The organism is Roseomonas chloroacetimidivorans (assembly GCF_049629625.1).
Taxonomy (GTDB): Bacteria; Pseudomonadota; Alphaproteobacteria; order Acetobacterales; family Acetobacteraceae; genus Roseomonas; species Roseomonas chloroacetimidivorans.
Map to the genome: position 1 here is coordinate 71,700 of NZ_JBNBZS010000024.1, position 20,312 is coordinate 92,011.

At 66.5% G+C, this 20,312-nt stretch carries 15 protein-coding genes and 1 tRNA gene; 1 reads left to right on the top strand and 15 read right to left on the bottom strand.

Annotation, left to right across the window (positions count from 1 at the left end):
- Window positions 1-25: 25 nt before the first annotated feature.
- The 13 genes from rpsG to ACO1BU_RS18880 all read right to left on the bottom strand — a co-directional run bounded on the left by rpsG (window position 26) and on the right by ACO1BU_RS18880 (window position 16,096).
- On the bottom strand, window positions 26-502 hold the full coding sequence (gene rpsG, locus ACO1BU_RS18820) for a 30S ribosomal protein S7 (protein WP_184518573.1): 477 nt from the start codon (window positions 500-502) through the stop codon (window positions 26-28).
- A gap of 12 nt (window positions 503-514) precedes the next feature.
- Complete coding sequence (rpsL, locus tag ACO1BU_RS18825; protein ID WP_073139794.1) at window positions 515-886, bottom strand: 30S ribosomal protein S12; 372 nt, start codon at window positions 884-886, stop codon at window positions 515-517.
- Window positions 887-1,259: 373 nt separating this feature from the next.
- Window positions 1,260-5,498 carry a DNA-directed RNA polymerase subunit beta' gene (gene rpoC, locus ACO1BU_RS18830; protein WP_424137503.1) on the bottom strand — a complete coding sequence of 1,413 codons (4,239 nt, stop codon included), beginning with the start codon at window positions 5,496-5,498 and terminating at the stop codon, window positions 1,260-1,262.
- A 95-nt stretch (window positions 5,499-5,593) separates the two neighbouring features.
- Window positions 5,594-9,784 carry a DNA-directed RNA polymerase subunit beta gene (rpoB, locus tag ACO1BU_RS18835; protein ID WP_424137504.1) on the bottom strand — a complete coding sequence of 1,397 codons (4,191 nt, stop codon included), beginning with the start codon at window positions 9,782-9,784 and terminating at the stop codon, window positions 5,594-5,596.
- Window positions 9,785-9,991: 207 nt separating this feature from the next.
- A complete protein-coding gene (gene rplL / locus ACO1BU_RS18840) occupies window positions 9,992-10,375 on the bottom strand; it encodes a 50S ribosomal protein L7/L12 (protein ID WP_377116314.1) in 384 nt (127 codons plus the stop codon).
- 88 nt (window positions 10,376-10,463) lie between these two features.
- Window positions 10,464-11,000: a 50S ribosomal protein L10 gene (gene rplJ / locus ACO1BU_RS18845; RefSeq protein WP_424137505.1), complete on the bottom strand. Its 537-nt coding sequence runs from the start codon at window positions 10,998-11,000 to the stop codon at window positions 10,464-10,466.
- A gap of 318 nt (window positions 11,001-11,318) precedes the next feature.
- Window positions 11,319-12,014, bottom strand: a complete 696-nt coding sequence (gene rplA, locus ACO1BU_RS18850; RefSeq protein WP_424137506.1) for a 50S ribosomal protein L1 — start codon at window positions 12,012-12,014, stop codon at window positions 11,319-11,321.
- A gap of 3 nt (window positions 12,015-12,017) precedes the next feature.
- A complete protein-coding gene (rplK, locus tag ACO1BU_RS18855) occupies window positions 12,018-12,452 on the bottom strand; it encodes a 50S ribosomal protein L11 (RefSeq protein ID WP_424137507.1) in 435 nt (144 codons plus the stop codon).
- Between the two features lie 198 nt (window positions 12,453-12,650).
- Entirely contained in the window at window positions 12,651-13,187 is a 537-nt protein-coding gene (nusG, locus tag ACO1BU_RS18860; protein ID WP_209379229.1) for a transcription termination/antitermination protein NusG, read from the bottom strand.
- Window positions 13,188-13,277: 90 nt separating this feature from the next.
- Window positions 13,278-13,472 carry a preprotein translocase subunit SecE gene (gene secE / locus ACO1BU_RS18865; protein WP_424137508.1) on the bottom strand — a complete coding sequence of 65 codons (195 nt, stop codon included), beginning with the start codon at window positions 13,470-13,472 and terminating at the stop codon, window positions 13,278-13,280.
- Window positions 13,473-13,557: 85 nt separating this feature from the next.
- Window positions 13,558-13,634, bottom strand: a tRNA-Trp gene (locus ACO1BU_RS18870).
- A gap of 121 nt (window positions 13,635-13,755) precedes the next feature.
- Window positions 13,756-14,187, bottom strand: coding sequence for an RDD family protein (locus ACO1BU_RS18875; protein WP_424137509.1), 432 nt, complete (start codon window positions 14,185-14,187; stop codon window positions 13,756-13,758).
- A gap of 52 nt (window positions 14,188-14,239) precedes the next feature.
- Window positions 14,240-16,096, bottom strand: coding sequence for an ABC transporter ATP-binding protein (locus ACO1BU_RS18880; protein ID WP_424137510.1), 1,857 nt, complete (start codon window positions 16,094-16,096; stop codon window positions 14,240-14,242).
- Window positions 16,097-16,405: 309 nt separating this feature from the next.
- On the opposite strand from ACO1BU_RS18880, the gene ACO1BU_RS18885 reads away from it, so the two are divergent.
- Window positions 16,406-17,467 carry a glycosyltransferase family 4 protein gene (locus ACO1BU_RS18885; protein WP_424137511.1) on the top strand — a complete coding sequence of 354 codons (1,062 nt, stop codon included), beginning with the start codon at window positions 16,406-16,408 and terminating at the stop codon, window positions 17,465-17,467.
- Window positions 17,468-17,471: 4 nt separating this feature from the next.
- On the opposite strand, the gene ACO1BU_RS18890 is transcribed toward ACO1BU_RS18885, so the two are convergent.
- Window positions 17,472-19,028: a hypothetical protein gene (locus ACO1BU_RS18890; protein ID WP_424137512.1), complete on the bottom strand. Its 1,557-nt coding sequence runs from the start codon at window positions 19,026-19,028 to the stop codon at window positions 17,472-17,474.
- A 96-nt stretch (window positions 19,029-19,124) separates the two neighbouring features.
- Complete coding sequence (tuf, locus tag ACO1BU_RS18895) at window positions 19,125-20,312, bottom strand: elongation factor Tu (RefSeq protein ID WP_424137502.1); 1,188 nt, start codon at window positions 20,310-20,312, stop codon at window positions 19,125-19,127.

Sequence of the window (20,312 nt, forward strand, 5' to 3'; positions counted from 1 at the left end):
TCTGCCCGGATGGGTCTTCTAAGGGTTACCAGCGGTAGTGGCTGAAAGCCTTGTTGGCTTCGGCCATCCGGTGCGTGTCTTCGCGCTTCTTCACAGCCGCGCCGCGGTTGTTCGCCGCGTCCATCAGCTCAGCGGAGAGGCGGTCCTCCATCGTGTGCTCGCCCCGCTTGCGGGCGGACTCGATGATCCAGCGGATCGCCAGAGCCTGACGCCTCTCGGGGCGGACCTCGACGGGCACCTGGTAGGTGGCACCGCCAACACGCCGGGAGCGCACCTCAACGGCCGGCTTCACATTGTCCATGGCCTCATGGAACAAGCGAAGCGGATCGCTGTTGGCGCCGCCACGGCGCTTCAGCGTGTCCATGGCGCCGTAGACGATACCTTCGGCCGTGCTCTTCTTGCCGTCATACATCAGCACGTTCATGAAACGGCTAAGCACAACATCCCCGAACTTCGGATCGGGGAGAACCTCACGCTTCTCTGCGCGATGGCGACGCGACATGCTCTCAGTTCCTCACTTCGGCCGCTTCGCGCCGTACAGCGAACGGCGCTGGCGGCGCTTGGCGATGCCCTGAGTGTCGAGCACGCCGCGCAGAATGTGGTAACGAACGCCCGGAAGGTCCTTCACGCGACCGCCGCGGATCAGGACGACCGAGTGTTCCTGAAGGTTGTGGCCTTCACCCGGAATGTAGCTCACCACCTCATAGCCATTCGTCAGGCGCACCTTGGCGACCTTACGAAGAGCCGAGTTCGGCTTCTTCGGCGTGGTGGTGTACACGCGGGTGCAAACGCCGCGCTTTTGGGGGCAGCTCTGCAGGGCCGGCACCTTGTTGCGGCTCGGCTTCGGCTCGCGCCCCTGCGCGATAAGCTGGTTGATCGTCGGCATGACGCCCCTTTGACCCGTCTCTCAAGTCGACCAACCAGCGTCCAAGCGAAGGCGCCCGCCAAGCCGCATTGCGGCCCTGCGGGCTACTTCCCGTCCCCGGCCTGACCCGCCCACCAAACCCGGGATTGGTTACCCGTGTTCCATCTGGGGCGGAGGCGTCGGCGACGCTGAATGGTCGTCCAAACTCGTTGAACCCGTGGCGCTGCCGGTGGGGTCCGTGGAGGGCCGGACACCTACCCCCCCCTACCCCCAGAGTCAAGCGATTTAGGCTATTTTGAAAAGAACTGGGCCGGGGATCAGACCCCGGCCCGGTCCATGGCTGGCCGGGCGGCCCCCTGGGGGGCCGCCCAATGCACTCTACTTACTCGGCAGCTTACTCTGCGGCCTGTTGCTCGCCGCCCGGCAGGGCGGGCGGGGAGCCTGGCAGGCGCCCCTTGTCCCGCTGGGCTGCCAGGGCCCGTAGGCGGTTCATGACGGAGCCTGTACCCGCCGGGATGAGGCGCCCGACGATCACGTTCTCCTTGAGGCCCTCCAGCCGGTCCACCTTGCCGGCCACGGCCGCCTCGGTGAGCACCCGGGTCGTCTCCTGGAAGGAGGCGGCGGAGATGAAGGAGTTGGTCTGCAGGCTGGCCTTGGTGATGCCCTGGAGCACCGGCTCGGCCCGCGCAGGCCGCTCCTTGGCCGCGATCCGCTTCTCGTTCTCGATATCGAACTCGATGCGGTCCACCTGCTCGCCGATCAGGTAAGTCGTATCGCCGGGCTCGATGATTTCGACCTTCTGCAGCATCTGGCGAACGATCACCTCGATGTGCTTGTCGTTAATCTTCACGCCCTGGAGGCGATAGACGTCCTGGATCTCGTTGACCAGGTAGTTGGCCAGAGCCTCCACGCCCAGCACGCGCAGGATGTCGTGCGGCACACGGGGGCCGTCCACCAGCGGGTCACCGGCCCGGACATAGTCGCCCTCCTGAACGGAGACGTGCTTGCCCTTAGGCACCAGGTACTCGCGCGAGGCGGGCTGTTCGTCGCCGACGGCGTCCGGCACCACGATGATGCGGCGCTTGGCCTTGTAGTCCTTGCCGAACTCCACCCGCCCATCGATGTCGCTGATGATCGCGGCATCCTTGGGCCGGCGAGCCTCAAAGAGCTCCGCCACACGCGGCAGACCGCCGGTGATGTCGCGGGTCTTGGAGGATTCACGCGGCAGACGGGCGATGATGTCGCCGGCATGGACCGTCGCGCCATTCTCCACGTTCAGGATGGAGGCCGGCTGCAGCGCGAACTGCGCCACCACCTTACCTCCTTCCCGCAGCACGACGCTGGGGCGGAGATTGGCGTTCTTGGCCCGCTCGACCGGCTCGCGCACCACCTTCGAGGTCAGGCCCGTCACCGGGTCCGTCTCCTCGTAAAGCGTGAAGCCCTCGATGAGGTCCGTGTACTCCACGATACCGGCACGGTCGATGATGATGGGCAGGGTGAAGGGGTCCCACTCGGCCAGCTTCTGGGCGCGCGTGACCTCCGCCGTGTCGCCAATCAGCAGCCGCGCGCCATAGGGCACGCGGTAGCGGGCGCGCTCACGGCCCTGCGCATCGCTCAGCACGATCTCGCAGTTACGGCTCATGACGATCGTGACGCCCTCGCTGTTCGTCACGACCTGCTTGTTGACCACCTTGGCCACGCCGTCGCTGGTCGCCTCGACATGCGCCTGCTCAGCCGAGCGCTGCGCCGCACCGCCGATGTGGAAGGTGCGCATGGTCAGCTGCGTACCGGGCTCCCCGATGGACTGCGCGGCAATGACGCCGACGGCCTCACCGGTGTTCACCGGCGTGCCGCGGGCCAGGTCACGGCCGTAGCACATGCCGCAGACGCCCTGCCGCGCGTCGCAGGTCAGGACGGAGCGGATATAGACCTCCTCCACCCCGGCCTTCTCGGCACGATCAGCAACCACTTCGTCGATCAGCGTGCCGCGCGGCGCGATCACCTCGCCCGTCTCCGGGTCGGCAATATCGCGCTGCGACGTCCGGCCCAGAATCCTCTCGGAGAGCGAGGACACCACCTCGCCGCCGTCCATCACGGCGCGAACCGTGATGCCGCGCTCGGTGCCGCAATCCTGGTCCACGATGATGCAGTCCTGCGCCACGTCGACGAGACGACGGGTCAGGTAGCCCGAGTTCGCCGTCTTAAGCGCCGTGTCCGCCAGGCCCTTACGGGCACCGTGGGTGGAGTTGAAGTACTCGAGAACGGTCAGGCCTTCCTTGAAGTTCGAGATGATCGGCTGCTCGATGATCTCGCCCGAAGGCTTGGCCATCAGGCCGCGCATACCCGCGAGCTGACGCATCTGCGCCGGCGACCCACGCGCACCGGAGTGGGACATCATCCAGACCGAGTTGGTCTGCTTGCCCACTTCCTGGCGGGAGATCTCCTTCATCATCGCGCCGGCGACCTCCTCGGTCGCGCGTGACCAGGCGTCCACCACCTTGTTGTAGCGCTCGCCCGCGGTGATCAGGCCGTCGAGATACTGCTGCTCGAACTCCTTCACCTCATTCTTGGTGCGATCGATCATCTCGGCCTTGGAGGCCGGGATCATCATGTCGTCCTTACCGAAGGAGATGCCTGCCTTCGCCGCGTTGCGGAAGCCAAGACCCATGAGGCGGTCGGCGAAGATCACCGACTCCTTCTGGCCGCAATGGCGGTACACGGCATCGATCACGTCCGAGATGCTGCGCTTTGTCAGCTGCCGGTTGATGATCGAGTAGGGCACGTTCGGATGATGCGGCAGCAGCGTGCCCATCATCAGGCGGCCCGGCGTGGTGATGACCGTCTCGCGGCTCGGCTTGCCGTCCTTGAAGCCCGGTACAGCCGCCAGGATGGCGGTGTGCAGGTTCACGGTACCGGCGGCCAGGGCCTGCTCCACCTCACCCAGGCCGTCGAAGACGGTGGGGCGGAAGGAGAGCGCCTCCCTTTCCTCGTCGGTGAGCTGGGCGACAGACTTGCCGGCGATGCCCGCGATCAGAGACCGCATAGCCTCGATCTTGGCCTGGTCCGTCCGGAACTCCGGCGTCTCCAGGCTGAGATAGTAGAGGCCGAGCACGATGTCCTGGGACGGCACGATGATCGGCTTGCCGTTGGCCGGGCTGAGGATGTTATTCGTCGACATCATCAGCACACGCGCCTCCAGCTGGGCCTCGAGGCTCAGCGGGACGTGCACGGCCATCTGGTCGCCGTCGAAGTCCGCGTTGAAGGCGGTGCAGACCAGCGGATGCAGCTGGATCGCCTTGCCCTCGACCAGGATCGGCTCAAAGGCCTGAATGCCCAGGCGGTGCAACGTCGGCGCCCGGTTCAGCATGACCGGGTGCTCGCGGATCACCTCTTCGAGGATGTCCCACACCTCGGGACGCTCCTTCTCCACCATCCGCTTCGCGGCCTTGATGGTGGTGGCGTGGCCGTACTTCTCGAGCTTGCTGTAGATGAAGGGCTTGAACAGCTCGAGCGCCATCTTCTTCGGCAGGCCGCACTGGTGCAGCTTCAGCTCGGGACCGACGACGATCACCGAACGGCCGGAGTAGTCGACACGCTTGCCGAGCAGGTTCTGACGGAACCGGCCCTGCTTGCCCTTCAGCATGTCGGAGAGCGACTTCAGCGGGCGCTTGTTGGCGCCCGTGATGGCGCGGCCGCGGCGGCCATTGTCGAACAGCGCGTCCACAGCCTCCTGCAGCATGCGCTTCTCGTTGCGGACGATGATGTCCGGAGCGCGCAGCTCAATCAGCCGCTTCAGGCGGTTGTTACGGTTGATGACGCGGCGGTACAGGTCGTTCAGGTCGGAGGTCGCGAAGCGGCCACCATCCAGCGGAACCAGCGGACGCAGCTCGGGCGGAATCACCGGCACCACGTCCAGGATCATCCACTCCGGGCGCGCGCCGCCTTCGGCGAAAGCCTCGATCAGCTTCAGCCGCTTCACCAGCTTCTTGCGCTTGGCTTCGGAGGTCGTCTCCTTCAGCTCGGCGCGCAGCCGGGTGCTCTCCTTGCCCAGGTCGATACCGGTCAGCATCTGCTTCACGGCCTCGGCGCCGATGCCGACGGTGAACGCGTCCTCGCCGAACTCGTCCATCTTCGTCTGGTAGGCATCCTCAGTCAGCAGCTGGTGCAGCTTGAGGTCCGTCAGGCCCGGCTCGAGAACCACATAGCTCTCGAAGTACAGGACCTTCTCCAGCTCCTTGAGCGACATATCGACCATCAGGCCGACACGGCTCGGAAGGGACTTCATGAACCAGATATGGGCGACGGGCGAGGCAAGCTCGATATGGCCCATGCGCTCGCGGCGCACCTTGGCCAGGGTCACCTCGACGCCGCACTTTTCACAGATAATGCCGCGGAACTTCATCCGCTTGTACTTGCCGCACAGGCACTCATAGTCCTTGATCGGACCAAAGATGCGCGCGCAGAAAAGCCCGTCCCGCTCCGGCTTGAAGGTGCGGTAGTTGATCGTCTCAGGCTTCTTGATCTCGCCATAGGACCAGGAGCGGATTTGCTCCGGGGAGGCGATGGTGATCTTGATCTGATCGAAGCTCACGGCCTGGCCAGTCTGGCCAAGGATCTTCATCAGCTCGTTCATGGGGCCTTCCTTCTAGGTCCAGCCTGCCACGCCGAAGCGCAGCGAAATCAGCGGCCGGCCCCGCTGGGAAGGGGCCGGCGCGATCCTTTTCTGGTTCAGCCGCGGTTCTCGAGATCCACGTTCAGGCCGAGGCTCTTCAGCTCCTTCGTCAGAACGTTGAAGCTCTCCGGAATACCGGCCTCGAAGCTGTCCTGGTCACGGACGATCGCCTCATAGACCTTGGTACGGCCGGACACGTCGTCCGACTTCACCGTCAGCATCTCCTGCAGCGTGTAGGCGGCGCCGTAAGCTTCCAGCGCCCAAACCTCCATTTCGCCGAAGCGCTGGCCGCCGAACTGCGCCTTACCGCCCAGCGGCTGCTGGGTGACGAGCGAGTAGGGGCCGATGGAGCGGGCGTGGATCTTGTCGTCCACAAGGTGATGCAGCTTCAGCATGTAGATGTAGCCGACGGTCACCTTGCGCTCGAACAGCTCACCCGTACGGCCATCGACCAGCTGGACCTGGCCGGAGGTGTCGAGCCCCGCCTTGGTCAGCATGCTCTCGATGTCCGAGATGCGCGCGCCGTCGAAGACCGGCGTGGCGATGGGCACACCACGCTTCAGGTTCTCCCCGAGCTCAAGCAGCTGGTCCTCGCTCATGTTGACGATCTCACGGTCGGTGATCTCGTCGCCATAAACGTCACGCAGCTTGTCGATCAGCGCCTCGCGGGCGGCACCGGCCCGGCGGTAATCCTCGACCACCTCACCGATCTGCTTGCCCAAGTTGGCGCAGGCCCAGCCCAGATGCGTCTCGAGGATCTGGCCGATATTCATGCGCGAGGGCACGCCGAGCGGGTTCAGCACGAGGTCGATCGGGGTACCGTCCTCAAGGAACGGCATGTCCTCAATCGGCACCACGCGGGAGACCACGCCCTTGTTGCCGTGGCGGCCGGCCATCTTGTCGCCCGGCTGCAGCTTCCGCTTCACCGCGACGAAGACCTTGACCATCTTCATCACGCCGGGCGGCAGCTCATCGCCGCGCTGCAGCTTCTCGACCTTGCTCTCGAACCGCTTCTGCAGGCGCTCCACCGCAGCGTCGAACTCGCGCTTCAGGGCCTCGAGCTGCGCCTGAGCGGCGTCGTCCGAAACCGTGATCTGGCGCCAGGTCATGCGGTTGAACTCGTTCAGCACCTCGTCGGTGATGACCGTGCCCTGCTTGACGCCCTTGAAGCCGCCACCCGCCTTCCGGTTGAGCAGCACCTCGCGGAGACGGCCCGTGAAGGAACGCTCCTGAATGGCACGCTCGTCGTCGCGGTCCTTGGCCAGACGCTCAATCTCGGCGCGCTCGATCGCCATGGCGCGCTCGTCCTTGTCCACGCCGCGGCGGGAGAAGACGCGCACGTCCACGATCGTGCCAGAGACGCCCGGCGGCAGACGCAGCGACGTATCGCGCACGTCAGAGGCCTTCTCGCCGAAGATGGCGCGGAGGAGCTTCTCCTCCGGCGTCATCGGGCTCTCGCCCTTCGGCGTCACCTTGCCGACCAGGATGTCGCCCGGATTCACTTCGGCGCCGATATAGACGATGCCGGCCTCATCGAGGTTCCGCAGCGCCTCCTCACCGACATTCGGGATGTCGCGGGTGATCTCTTCCTGGCCCAGCTTGGTGTCGCGGGCGCTGACCTCGAACTCATCGATGTGGATCGAGGTGAAGACGTCATCCTGGGCGATACGCTCGCTAATCAGGATGGAGTCCTCGAAGTTGTAGCCGTTCCAGGGCATGAAGGCGCAGAGCGCGTTCCGGCCCAGGGCCAGCTCGCCCAGCTCCGTCGACGGTCCGTCGGCGATGATGTCGCCGGCCTGCACCTGGTCACCCACGCGCACCAGCGGACGCTGGTTGATGCAGGTCGACTGGTTGGAGCGCTGGAACTTCCGCAGCCGGTAGATATCCACGCCCTGCGTCGTGCCGTCCTCGCCGGTGGCGCGCACCACGATGCGGGCACCGTCGATGCTGTCCACCACGCCGTCACGGCGCGCGACGATGGAGGCACCGGAGTCCCGCGCAACCGCGGCCTCCATGCCCGTGCCCACCAGCGGCGCATCGGACTTCACCAGCGGCACCGCTTGGCGCTGCATGTTGGAGCCCATCAGCGCGCGGTTCGCGTCGTCGTTCTCAAGGAACGGGATCAGCGCGGCGGCAACCGAGACCAGCTGCTTCGGCGACACGTCAATGGCGGTCACCTCCTCCGGCTTCACCAGCCGGAAGTCGCCGCCCTGGCGGACGGAAACCAGTTCGGAGCGGAACTCGCCCGTCTCGCGGTCCACCTCGGCATCAGCCTGCGCGACGACCAGCTTCTCCTCTTCCATGGCGGAGAGGTAGCGCGGCTCGCCCGTGATCTTGCCGTCACGGACCATCTGGTACGGCGTCTCGATGAAGCCGTACTTGTTCACCTTGGCGAAGGTGGCCAGGGAGTTGATCAGGCCGATATTCGGGCCTTCCGGCGTCTCGATGGGGCAGATGCGGCCGTAATGCGTGGGGTGCACGTCGCGCACCTCGAAGCCGGCGCGCTCACGTGTCAGACCACCCGGGCCAAGCGCCGAGAGGCGGCGCTTATGCGTCACCTCCGAAAGCGGGTTGGTCTGGTCCATGAACTGCGACAGCTGCGAGGAACCGAAGAACTCGCGCACAGCGGCAGCAGCCGGCTTGGCATTGATAAGGTCGGTCGGCATCACCGTGTCGATGTCGACCGAGCCCATGCGCTCCTTGATGGCGCGCTCCATGCGGAGCAGGCCAACGCGGTACTGGTTCTCCATCAGCTCGCCGACCGAACGCACCCGGCGGTTGCCGAGATTGTCGATGTCGTCGATCTGGCCCTTGCCGTCCTTCAGCTCGAGCAGCGTCTTTACGGTGGCCAGGATGTCCTGCTTGCGCAGGGTGCGGATCGTGTCCGGCACATCCTCCAGCGAGAAGCCGAGCCGCATGTTCATCTTCACGCGACCAACGGCCGAGAGGTCGTAGCGCTCCGGATCGAAGAACAGGCCCTTGAACAGCGTCTCGGCCGTCTCCGGCGTCGGCGGCTCACCGGGGCGCATGACGCGGTAGATATCCATCAGCGCGTCGTCGCGGTTGGCGTTCTTGTCCACCGCGAGCGTGTTGCGCATCCAGGGACCGACACTCGAGTCGATGGCCAGCGTAGGCAGGCGGTCGTAGCCCGCGGCCTCGATGGCGGCGAGCTTGGCCTCGGTCAGCTCCTCGCCGGCCTCGGCGTGAATTTCACCGGTGGACATGTCCACCAGATCCTCGGCCACGAAGCGGCCCAGCAGGTCGGCGCGGCCGACGAGCACCTCCTTGGTGCCCTCCTCCGCGATCTTACGCGCGGCACGCGGATTCAGCTTCGTGTCCTTGGCGGCCACGACCTGCCCGGTAGCGGCGTCGATCAGATCCTCGGTCAGCTTCAGGCCGCGGAAGGCCTCAGGCTCATAGGGGCGCGACCAGCCCTGCTTGCCAAAGGAGAAGATGACCTTTCCATAGAAGGTACCCAGGATCTCCTGCGCGTCCATGCCGCGCACCTCACCCGGCTCCAGGGCCTCACCACGCTCAGCGCGCTTGGCCTCGGTATCGGCGGAATCCAGCGCATAGAGCAGGGTAGAGGCCGGCAGCTTCCGCTTCCGGTCGATACGCACATAGCAGATGTCCTTGGCGTCGAACTCGAAGTCGAGCCAGGAGCCACGATAGGGGATCACGCGGGCGGCAAAGAGGAACTTGCCGGAGGAGTGCGTCTTGCCCTTATCGTGGTCGAAGAACACACCGGGCGAACGGTGCATCTGCGACACGATTACGCGCTCGGTCCCGTTGACGATGAAGGTGCCGTTGTCCGTCATGAGCGGGATGTCGCCCATGTAGACGCCCTGCTCCTTGATGTCGCGGATGGAGCGGCTGCCCGTATCCTCGTCGATGTCCCAGACGATCAGACGCAGATGGGCCTTCAGCGGGGCGGCATAGGTCAGCCCGCGCTGGATGCACTCTTCCACATCGTACTTTGCCTCTTCGAACTCGTAGCGTACGAATTCCAGGCTGCCGCGGCCGGCAAAGTCGTTGATCGGAAAAACGCTCTTGAAGACCTCCTGAAGGCCGGCATTCGCCCGCATCTCGGGCGCCACCTCCATCTGCAGGAAAGCCTCATAAGACGCGCGCTGCACGTCGATCAGATTCGGCATCGGCGCCACCTCGGGCAGCCGCCCGAAGGACTTGCGGATGCGCTTGCGCCCGGTGAAGCCCCTGCCCTCGAAACCCTTCGAGATCGCGTTCATGCCAGCCCTGCGTCCCTTCACCCTACCCGAGCGGCCTGGGCGCCGCCGCGCGCCCCAACCCCTCGCATCACCACCGCACGGCACCCGCCGTCCGGCGAAAAGCGGACACGGGCGGAAACCCCAAGGGTTTCCGCCCGGCCCTTCGAACCACTCTGTCCCCCGGCCGGCCTACCAAGGCAGGCGGCCAGGGATACGCCGATCGGGGTCTTACTTGACCTCGACCTTGGCACCGTTCTCCTCGAGAACCTTGCGGATCTTCTCCGCCTCGTCCTTCGAGACACCTTCCTTCACGGTCTTCGGAGCGCCCTCGACCAGGTCCTTGGCCTCCTTCAGGCCCAGGCCGGTGATCGTGCGGATCTCCTTGATGACGTTGATCTTCTTGTCACCACCGGAGGCGAGGATAACGGTGAACTCCGTCTGCTCCTCAACCGGGGCAGCAGCAGCGCCGCCGCCAGCGGCCGGGGCAGCAGCCACGGCAACCGGAGCCGCGGCGGAAACGCCCCACTTCTCCTCGAGCATCTTGGAGAGCTCAGCGGCCTCCAGGACGGTGAGGGAGGACAGCTCGTCGACGAGCTTCGCGAGATCGGCCATGATTGTGTCCTTCGATCTAATGGCTTGGCTTGATGTTTGCAACCCCAGGTGATGCCTTTATAGGCAACCGGCCCGGGGATACGGCGTTTCAGGCGGCTTCCGCGCCCTCGGTAGACCCATCCTTGTCGGCATAGGCCTTGAACACCCGCGCCAGCTGCCCGGCCGGAGCCTGCAGCACGCCCGCGATGCGCGTCGCCGGGGTCTGAATCAGACCCAGCAGCTGCGCCCGCAGCGTTTCGAGCGAGGGCAGCTCGGACAGAGCCTTGACGCCATTGACGTCCAGGGTCTGGTTCCCGATCGCCCCGCCCAGGATCACGAACTTGTCGTTACCCCTGGCGAACTCCACGGCGGTCTTCGCCACCGCCACCGGATCCTTCGACCACGCGAGCGCGGTCGGACCCTTCAGCAGCGGCGAGATGCCCTGGAAGCGGGTGCCTTCGAGGGCGAGATTGGCCAGGCGGTTCTTCGCGACCTTGTACGTCGCACCAGCCGCCCGCATCCGGCGCCGCAGATCATCCACCGCCGCGACCGTCAGCCCATTGTTCTGGGCGACGAGCACGAAGGAGGTGTCGGCGAACACCGAACCGAGGGTGGCGACGAACTCGCGCTTCTCCGTACGGTCCATTCCCGTCTCCTACGATTAACCGGCGCCTTGTGGAGGGGCCCCGGCCGGTTCACGCAGGGATGACCTCGCAAAAGGCCACCCCGGTTCGCCTGTCAGATCTAAGCCGGAAGCCAAGCCAAGCCCGCCGGAGGACCGGCGGATCATCGTCTCTGGCACCCCGTCTCCCCGTTGCGGGCTCTCGCCCATCAAGTCCCGCCATAGCAATGGCTGGGGACACACCGGGTCTCGGACAGGTCAGGCGGGTTTCCCCGCCCTGCCCGCCCGCCCTTTTCAGGGCGGGCGTATTTCGCGCCCCAGGCCGAAGCCCGAGGCTTTCACTCAGGCGGAGAGGCTCGCTACATCCACCTTCAGGCCCGGGCCCATGGAAGAGGAGACAGCCACCTTCTTCACATAGGTGCCCTTGGCGCCGGCCGGGCGGGCGCGCTGGATGGCGTCCACGAAGGCCTTCGCATTCTCGAGCAGCTTCTCAGCGTCGAAGCTCGCCTTGCCGATGCCGGCATGGACGATGCCAGCCTTCTCGGCACGGAACTCCACCTGACCAGCCTTGGCCGCCGTCACGGCGCCACGGACGTCCATGGTGACAGTGCCGAGCTTGGGGTTCGGCATCAGGCCGCGCGGGCCCAGGATCTTACCCAGACGGCCCACGAGGCCCATCATGTCGGGGGTCGCGATGCAGCGGTCGAAATCAATCGTCCCGGCCTGCACGGCCTCCATCAGATCCTCGGCGCCCACCACGTCAGCACCGGCGGCGCGGGCCTCCTCGGCCTTGGGGCCGCGGGCGAAGACGCCCACGCGCACCGTCTTACCGGTGCCGTTCGGCAGGCCTACCACGCCGCGAACCATCTGGTCGGCATGGCGCGGGTCGATGCCCAGGTTCATCGAGATCTCAACGGTCTCGTCGAACTTGGCATTCGCCGTGGATTTCACCGTCGCGATGGCCTCGGCCAGCGGATAGGCCTTCTCGAGATCCAGGCTCTCGGCGATCTTGCGGAGACGCTTGCCCTGCTTGGCCATCGATCAGCCCTCCACCACGCTCATGCCCATGGCACGGGCGGACCCGGCCAGCATCCGAACCGCGGCCTCTTCGGTCTCGCAGTTCATGTCCTTCATCTTGACCTTGGCGATCTCGGCCAGCTGCGACTTCGTCACGCGGCCCACGACGCCACCCTTGCCCGGAGTCTGGCTGCCCTTCTCGATCTTCGCCGCCTTCAGCAGGAAGTAGGTGTTGGGCGGGGTCTTGGTGATGAAGGAGAAGGTGCGGTCCGAGTAGGCGGTGATGACCACCGGCGTCGGGGTCCCGGGCTCCATGCCCTGGGTAGCCGCGTTGAATTCCTTCACGAACTGCATGATGTTCAGGCCGCGCTGACCCAGCGCGGGGCCGACCGGCGGCGAGGGGTTCGCCTTGCCCGCCGGAATCTGCAGCTTGATGTAGCCGACGATCTTCTTCGCCATTCTCTGGCACCTCTCTACTTCAGAGGCCCGCGGTGCCTACGGCCCGCCCCATCTAGGCTGGGGCCGGACCTCCCGCGTTCCTGATAAACGCGCGGCGGCCGGGCGGGGAGAACCCCAGCCCGGCCGGCGCGGGGGCCGCATATAGGCGCCCACGTGACAGGAGTCCAGCGAAAAGCTGGAACCCTACTGAAAAGGACCTCAGGCCTTCTCGACCTGCCCGTATTCGAGTTCCACCGGCGTCGCGCGGCCGAAGATCGAGACGGAGACCTTCACCCGCCCCTTCTCCTCGTCCACTTCCTCGACCACGCCGTTGAAGCTGGTGAAGGGACCATCCGCCACGCGGACATTCTCGCCCACCTCGAAGGTGATGGAGGGACGACGGGGCTTTTCGGCGTTGTCCTGGACCTGCTGGAGCATGCGCATCGCCTCACGCTCCGGGATCGGGCTGGGCTTGTTGCGGGCGCCGAGGAAGCCCGTGACCTTGGGCGTGTCCTTCACCAGATGCCAGGCGTCGTCGGTCATTTCCATCTTCACCAGCACATAGCCGGGGAAGAACTTGCGCTCGGTGTTGACCTTCTGGCCGCGGCGTACCTCGACCACCTCCTCTGAGGGAACGAGCACGTCCTCGATCTTGTCGGCCAAGCCCTTCTGGGCGGCCTGCTCCTTGATCTGGCTCGCGATCTTCTTCTCGAAGCCGGAATAGACGTGGACCACGTACCACTTCTTGTCGGCCATGGCCGCGAAGCTCCCGATCTGTGGCGCCCCTCACCTCCGGCCCGGGAATCGGTCCCGGCCTCCGGCGCGGGGCGCGGAAAACCTATGTCCTCAGGCGAATCCGAAAAGCAGCCGCATGGCAAGCTGGATCAGCCAGTCGGTTACCAGGAAGAAAACTGCAGCCAGGGCCGAAAGCCCCAACACCAGGCCTGTGGTGATCAGGGTTTCCTTCCGGCTCGGCCAGGTGACGCGACCGATCTCCTGCCGGACGTCGCGCAGATAGCCAACGGGGTTGAAACCGGCCACGTGGCCCCCTCCCGGCGCCGGGCCCCCTGGGACCGCCCCTGGACGCTGCGGCGCGATGCCTCGAAACTTCATGCGCGGCCCGCCCTGGCAGGGGCGGAGGGTCTCGAACCCCCAACCTCCGGTTTTGGAGACCGGCGCTCTAGCCAATTGAGCTACGCCCCTAAGCGGGTCCGCGCAGGGGGCGTGCCTTACGGCAAGGCGCGGCCGCTGTCGAGAGGGCCCCGGCCAGCAAAGGCACGCCAGCCTCCTTCGCCCCGTTATTCCCGGGCGCCGGATCCTGCCCTCATCCCCGCAGCGGCGGGTCCCGCACCACCAGAGTGCGGGCGATCTTGTCGTGCCATCCCTGGCGGCGCGGGTCCCAGAGAACCCAGAGATAGCCGAGGCCAAGGCAGATGCCGGACAGCACATAGCCGACATAGCGGGCTACCAGCTGCGGCAGGGCCGGGGTCCGGCCAGTATCGGCGTCAACGATGCGCAGCCGCATCAGCATTTTGCCTGGGGTCGCTTCCCGCGAGGCCCAGAAAAGGATGACCAGCAGCGCAGAGATCAGCTGCAGAAAAAAATTCGCGCCGGGCGAGAGTCCGCGCCCGCCCTGCACGAATTCGCCGATCATCGCCAGGAGCACCCCAACGGGCAGCATCCAGGCCGCATCCAGCAGCTGCGCCACCAGCCGTACGCCGAATCCGGCCAGTTCCGTCCCGCGCTGCTCGGTCATGCCGCCCTCCAGTTGAGGGTTTGTCCGTGGGGCACGGTGCCTTGTCCAGCCCTCAGGCCGCAGCGGCCGTCATGCCCTGGCTGTTCAGCAGGTCGCGGTAGATGCCGGGCCGCGCAGCCAGTTCGGTGGGGGATCCCTGCTCCCGCACCTGCCCGTCCTGGATCACCACGATCCGGTCGAAATGGCGCAGCGTGCCCAGGCGATGGGCTACGGCGATCACCGTACGGCCGCGCATCAGCCGCTCAAGAGCTGCCTGCACCGCCATCTCCGATTCGCTGTCCAGGGCGGAGGTCGCCTCGTCCAGCAGCAGGATCGGGGCGTCCTTCAGCAGGGCACGGGCAATGGCGAGGCGCTGCCGCTGCCCGCCGGAGAGCCGCACGCCGCGCTGACCAACCTGGGTGTGGAAGCCCTCGGGCATGGCCTCGATGAACTCGCGGCAATGGGCAGCCTCGGCGGCGCGCATCACCTCGGCATCCGTGGCGTCGGGGCGGCCATAGCGGATGTTCTCCAGCACCGAACGCTGGAAGAGGGACACATCCTGCGGCACCACGGCCAGCATGGCGGCCAGGCTGGCCTGGGTGGCGCCGGCGATGTCCTGGCCGTCGATCAGGATCCGGCCTGCCTGAGGCGCCGCGAGGCGCTGCAGCAGCGCCAGCGCCGTGGACTTGCCCGACCCGGAGCGCCCCACCAGACCGACCCGCTCACCGGGAGCGATGGAAAGGTTCAGGTTCCGCAGCACCCGCTCGGTTTTCCCGGGGTAGATGAAGGATATGTCCTGAAAGGCGACTGCGCCGCCCATGGGGCGAATCGGGCGGGCATCGGGCCGGTCCGGCAGTGCATGGGGCACGAGTAGCGCCTGCACCGCCTCAGAGAGCCGCGCCACGTGCTGGATCAGATCCACCAGCGCCACCGCCAGGTCCCGCGTGCCGTGCAGGATGGTGAAGCCCAGGCCGCAGGTCATGACGATGTCGCCGGTGGTCGCCCGGCCGGCCTGCCACAGCGCCAGCGCCCAGCAGAGCAGCCCGACCGTCAGCAGCGCGGTCATGACGGCATGGGCCAGCCGCAGCTTTTCCAGGTAGCGCAGGCTGCGCTTGCGGGAGGCGACCTCGCTCCCGACCGTCGCGCCGAAGCGCTCGCGTTCGCGAATGGTGGCGCCGAAGGCTCGGACCAGGCTGATATTCTGGACCACATCCACCAGCTCGCCATCCACTGCAGCGGCCTTGGCGGCGTAATCCTGGTGCAGGTCCCGCCCCCGCCCGGCCAGCCAGGTCAGCAGGAAGGCCATGGAGCTGGCGATCAGGAAAAGCGTGCCGGCCATCACCGGGTCCACCGTCACCAGGAAGGCGATGGCAATGCAGACGGCCACGGTGGGCGGCAGCGCATTCCAGGTCATGGTGGAAAGCACGGTCCAGGCCGCATTGGCGGTGGCCGAGATCCGGCTGGCCAGCACGCCTGGGGAGCGGTCGGCGAAATAGTCCGGGGCGTGGCCGGAAAGGTGGTGGAACAGGTCCGCCCGCATGGCGCCGGTCACGCGCGTGAAGCTGTCGGCCGAGACCCAGCCGCCCAGGCGCCAGAGCAGGTTGTCGCCCGCGATGATCGCCGCCAGAACGGCCAGGGCCATCCAGGGCCCATCACCCTCCCGTGGCCCGGCGGAGAGAACATCCACCAGGTGCTTCACGGCATATTGAGACCCGACCGAGCAGGCCACCGCCGCCAGCACGGCTGCCAGGACCACCGCATGGGCCAGACGGTGCAGCAGCACGTAGCGGAAGAGGAAGCCGATGGGCCTGCTCGCATAGGGAAGCAGGGCGGTGTGGTCCTCCTCCCGCCCTCCCTGCCCTTCGGGGGAAGCTGCGGTCAGGTTCGCGCGAGGCGTTGGACGAAATGCGCCATAGGCTGTGGCCGACATGCGTTCTCCTTGCGCCCGGGCCTAGTGGCTCCGGATCGTGCAGCGCCGGTTCAGGCGGCTGCCCGCCCTGCCGCTCTGCATGGGTCTGCGTCTCTCCCCAGCTCGCGGTCCTGTGCGCCGCGATGGCCTGCCTGCCGGTCCCGACGGAACACGCCTGCGGACCGGGCCGGACAGGAAACGCAGGGAATGGCCACGGTTTCTGGCAAAATCTGGACGACGCTGCCTCCTTCCTGTCGCAATAGGTGTGTTTCAACTCAGACAGAACAGAAGTGACGGGGAGGTGCGCGGAACCGCATGAAAGGACCACGCATGCGTATCGCTCAGGTTGCCCCGCTCTATGAGGCGGTGCCCCCAAAGCTCTATGGCGGGACGGAGCGGATCGTCTCCTTCCTCACTGAGGCCCTTGTAGAGCGGGGCCATGACGTGACCCTTTTCGCCACCGGCGACGCCGTGACCAAGGCCGAGCTTGTGGCGGTACGCGAGAAGGCGCTTCGGCTGGACCCCACTGTCCGGGACCCCGGCGCCCCTCACACCCTCCTGCTTGAGTCGGTCCTGCGCCGGGCCGATGAATTCGACGTGATCCACTTCCACCTGGATTACCTGCCCTTCCCGCTTTTCAGCCGGCAGCCAGTGCCCTGGGTGACCACCCTGCATGGACGGCTGGACCTGCCGGAACTGGAGCCGGTCTTCGATACCTTCCCGACGGCCAGGGTGGTCTCGATTTCAGACGCACAGCGCCGCCCCCTGCCCCGTGCAAACTGGGCCGCGACCATCCATCACGGGCTGCCCCGGGATCTGCTCACGCCCCAGGCCGATGGCTCTGACGGTTATCTCGCCTTCCTTGGCCGTATCGCGCCGGAGAAGCGGCCGGACCGCGCGATCAAGATCGCGGGCCTGGCCGGGTTGCCCCTGAAGATTGCCGCCAAGGTGGACCGGGCCGATGCGACCTACTTCGCCGAGGAGATCGAGCCGCTGCTCGGCCAATCCCATGTCGAGTTCATCGGTGAGATCTGTGACCGGCAGAAGCCGGACTTCCTGTCGAAAGCCCGCGCGCTGCTGGTGCCGATCGACTGGCCGGAGCCCTTCGGACTGGTGATGATCGAGGCCATGGCCTGCGGCACGCCGGTGATCGCCTATCCCGCTGGATCGGTGCCGGAAGTGGTGGAGGACGGCCTGACCGGCTTCATCGTCCGGAACGAGGAAGAGGCCGCTGCCGCGGTCGCAAGACTGGGCGAACTGGATCGCGCGAAAATCCGGGCGCGCTTCGAGGAGCGTTTCACCGCCGACCGGATGGCCGCGGATTACGAGGCGCTCTACGCACAGATGGTGGCCGGCAGGCGGCCGCATCTGCGCGTGGTGGCCGGGCACTGAAGCGTCAGGCCGGGGCCGCGCATTCGGACCGGATGGCCAGCCGGTCCCCGACAGCCCGGCGCAGCGCCTCCTCCAGCCCCCAGGGCGCGATGGAGAAGCACAGCCCCGGCCTGGCCGGATCGGCTGGCGGCTCGCTGATTGCCCGCTGATCGACCGGGACGACGGTGGCTTCGTCCAGCTCGGCGTTGTGCCCTGCCCCGGCAGCCGCGTGATAGACGATGGTCGGCCGCCGGAGTAGCCAGGAGGAGATGAGCGCGCCCGTTCCCCGGGTCGTGAGGGCGAGGTCGCAACGCGCGATTTCCGGCACCTTGGCGAGGGAGGAGAGGCTGAAGATCCGCAGCTGCTCGCCAAGTGAAACAGGCAGCTCCTCCGTGACACGGGCGATGACATCCTCGATCCGGCCCATCACCTCCCGATCGCGCGCCGAAGGTTCGCCAGGGACCGTCCAGCCATCCCAGACCAGGTCGAGGATGAGCTTGCTGTCCTGGCAGGCCTCGCCCAGCCAGCGCAGGACGAGGCGGAAGGCCTCGACCTGGTTCACGAAGCGCTGGCGTTCCGCATCGACCGAAAACATGACCCGGAACCGCCCCTTCGTCGCAGGCGCGGGTTGTGATGGGGCCCCGGGCAGCAGGCGGGCACGCAACCAGCCGGCGTTGCGGCGGAGATCGACACGGTAGACGCGGTGCCCGTCGACGCCCGCCTGGAGGAGAGTGTCGGTCAGCCGCTCGCTGCGCAGCGACAGCCGGTCCAGTGAGGCCAGGGAGGGGATGACCGCGAAGGGGTCCATCGCGCACCAGTCCGTAACGGCCACCAGCAGGCCGCCGCGCCGGCCAAATTCCAGGACCGCCGCTTCCTGCTGGTCGAGATAGGCGAGGCTCTGACGGATGAAGTGGCTGGGCCGCTCGTCACCGATGACATAGGCCCGGCGCAGCCCCGTGGTCATGGCCCGCCGAAGCCAGCCGGCATAGGCAAGCGGGCGGTCCAAGAGATAGGACAGCGCGATGTAGAGCACCTTGCGGAACTCGAGCCGGAAAGGGTTGAGCACGAGCAGCAGGTTCTCGGCCGGGTCATAGAGGCCCACGGTCATATAGCCGACGCCGAGATGCAGGATCAGCCGCCCTTGTTCCAGGCAGGAAGTGACCTGGTAGGGCCCGACGGGAAGGCTGCCGAGGATAGAGGCTTCCCCTCCTGAGAGGGGCGATGGGATGCGGCGGGTTTTCTCATGTGCCAGGAAGGCGGCGTTCAGCGCCTCGTAGCGCGCAAGGCCCGGCTTGTGGGCATAGGCTTGCCGTGCCCGCAGCGGCAGGTCGGCATCCCGCCTGCTGCCATCCCCTTCCGGCCCGACTCCGCCGAGGGGGTCAAGGATCTCACAGGTCGCGGCCAGTGCCCTGGCCCCGAAATCGGGCGGGGTCTTCTTGCCGGGATGACGGAAGTGGCGGGCATCCAGGCCGCATAGGATGGCGAGGTCGCGAATCGCCTGCCGGGTCGCCTCCGCCTCGGGCTCGTTCCAGGGCGGAGGAAGGAGAACCTCATCGGGCAACATCGCGGAACGATCCTCCATCGCGCGCCATTTACCAGCGGAAGTCTGGAGTCAAAAGGGGCGGGCCGCCCTCCGGCAGCCCGCCCCCTCTTCCAGCACCCGCCTTGCGGCGGAGGCTTACTTCTCGATGTTGGCGACGACGCCGGCGCCGACGGTACGGCCGCCCTCGCGGATGGCGAAGCGCAGGCCCTGGTCCATGGCGATCGGGGCGATCAGCTCGACCGACATGGCCACGTTGTCACCCGGCATCACCATCTCGACGCCTTCCGGCAGCTGCACCACGCCCGTCACGTCGGTCGTGCGGAAGTAGAACTGCGGACGGTAGTTGGTGAAGAACGGCGTGTGGCGGCCGCCCTCTTCCTTCGTCAGGATGTAGGCCTCGGCCTTGAACTTCGTGTGCGGCGTGATCGAGCCGGGCTTGGCCAGAACCTGGCCGCGCTCCACGTCCTCACGCTTCGTGCCACGCAGCAGCGCGCCGATGTTGTCGCCCGCCTCGCCGCTGTCCAGCAGCTTGCGGAACATCTCGACGCCGGTCACCGTCGTCTTCACGGTGTCCTTCAGGCCGACGATCTCGACTTCCTCGCCCACCTTGACGATGCCGCGCTCCACGCGCCCGGTCACCACCGTGCCGCGGCCCGAGATCGAGAACACGTCCTCGATCGGCATCAGGAAGGGCAGGTCCTTCGGGCGCTCCGGCTGCGGAATGTAGCTGTCCACCGCCTCCATCAGCGCAAGGATCGCCTGCTCGCCGATCTCAGGCGTCTTGTCCTCAAGCGCGGCCACCGCCGAGCCCTTGATGATCGGAATGTCGTCGCCCGGGAACTGGTAGGAGGAGAGGAGCTCGCGCACCTCCATCTCGACCAGCTCGACCAGGTCCGGATCGGCCAGGTCCATCTTGTTCAGGAACACGACCAGCGCAGGCACGCCCACCTGGCGGGCCAGCAGGATGTGCTCGCGCGTCTGCGGCATCGGGCCGTCAGCCGCCGAAACCACCAGGATCGCGCCGTCCATCTGCGCGGCACCCGTGATCATGTTCTTCACGTAGTCCGCGTGACCAGGGCAGTCCACGTGAGCGTAGTGCCGGTTGGCCGTCTCGTACTCGACATGCGCCGTCGAGATCGTGATGCCGCGCGCCCGCTCCTCCGGAGCCTTGTCGATCTGGTCATACGCCGTGAAGGACGCACCACCCGACTTCGCCAGAACCTTCGTGATCGCTGCCGTCAGAGACGTCTTGCCATGGTCCACATGGCCAATCGTCCCAATGTTGCAGTGCGGCTTCGTCCGCTCGAACTTCGCCTTCGCCAT

Coding starts and splice junctions, on each gene's coding strand:
- ACO1BU_RS18875 (WP_424137509.1), bottom strand. CDS start 14,187: ATGACCGAGCAGCGCGGGACGGAACTGGCCGGATTCGGCGTACGGCTG.
- ACO1BU_RS18885 (WP_424137511.1), top strand. CDS start 16,406: ATGCGTATCGCTCAGGTTGCCCCGCTCTATGAGGCGGTGCCCCCAAAG.
- ACO1BU_RS18880 (WP_424137510.1), bottom strand. CDS start 16,096: ATGTCGGCCACAGCCTATGGCGCATTTCGTCCAACGCCTCGCGCGAAC.
- rplK (WP_424137507.1), bottom strand. CDS start 12,452: ATGGCGAAGAAGATCGTCGGCTACATCAAGCTGCAGATTCCGGCGGGC.
- rpsL (WP_073139794.1), bottom strand. CDS start 886: ATGCCGACGATCAACCAGCTTATCGCGCAGGGGCGCGAGCCGAAGCCG.
- rpoB (WP_424137504.1), bottom strand. CDS start 9,784: ATGAACGCGATCTCGAAGGGTTTCGAGGGCAGGGGCTTCACCGGGCGC.
- rplA (WP_424137506.1), bottom strand. CDS start 12,014: ATGGCCAAGCAGGGCAAGCGTCTCCGCAAGATCGCCGAGAGCCTGGAT.
- rplJ (WP_424137505.1), bottom strand. CDS start 11,000: ATGGACCGTACGGAGAAGCGCGAGTTCGTCGCCACCCTCGGTTCGGTG.
- ACO1BU_RS18890 (WP_424137512.1), bottom strand. CDS start 19,028: ATGGAGGATCGTTCCGCGATGTTGCCCGATGAGGTTCTCCTTCCTCCG.
- tuf (WP_424137502.1), bottom strand. CDS start 20,312: ATGGCGAAGGCGAAGTTCGAGCGGACGAAGCCGCACTGCAACATTGGG.
- rplL (WP_377116314.1), bottom strand. CDS start 10,375: ATGGCCGATCTCGCGAAGCTCGTCGACGAGCTGTCCTCCCTCACCGTC.
- nusG (WP_209379229.1), bottom strand. CDS start 13,187: ATGGCCGACAAGAAGTGGTACGTGGTCCACGTCTATTCCGGCTTCGAG.
- rpoC (WP_424137503.1), bottom strand. CDS start 5,498: ATGAACGAGCTGATGAAGATCCTTGGCCAGACTGGCCAGGCCGTGAGC.
- rpsG (WP_184518573.1), bottom strand. CDS start 502: ATGTCGCGTCGCCATCGCGCAGAGAAGCGTGAGGTTCTCCCCGATCCG.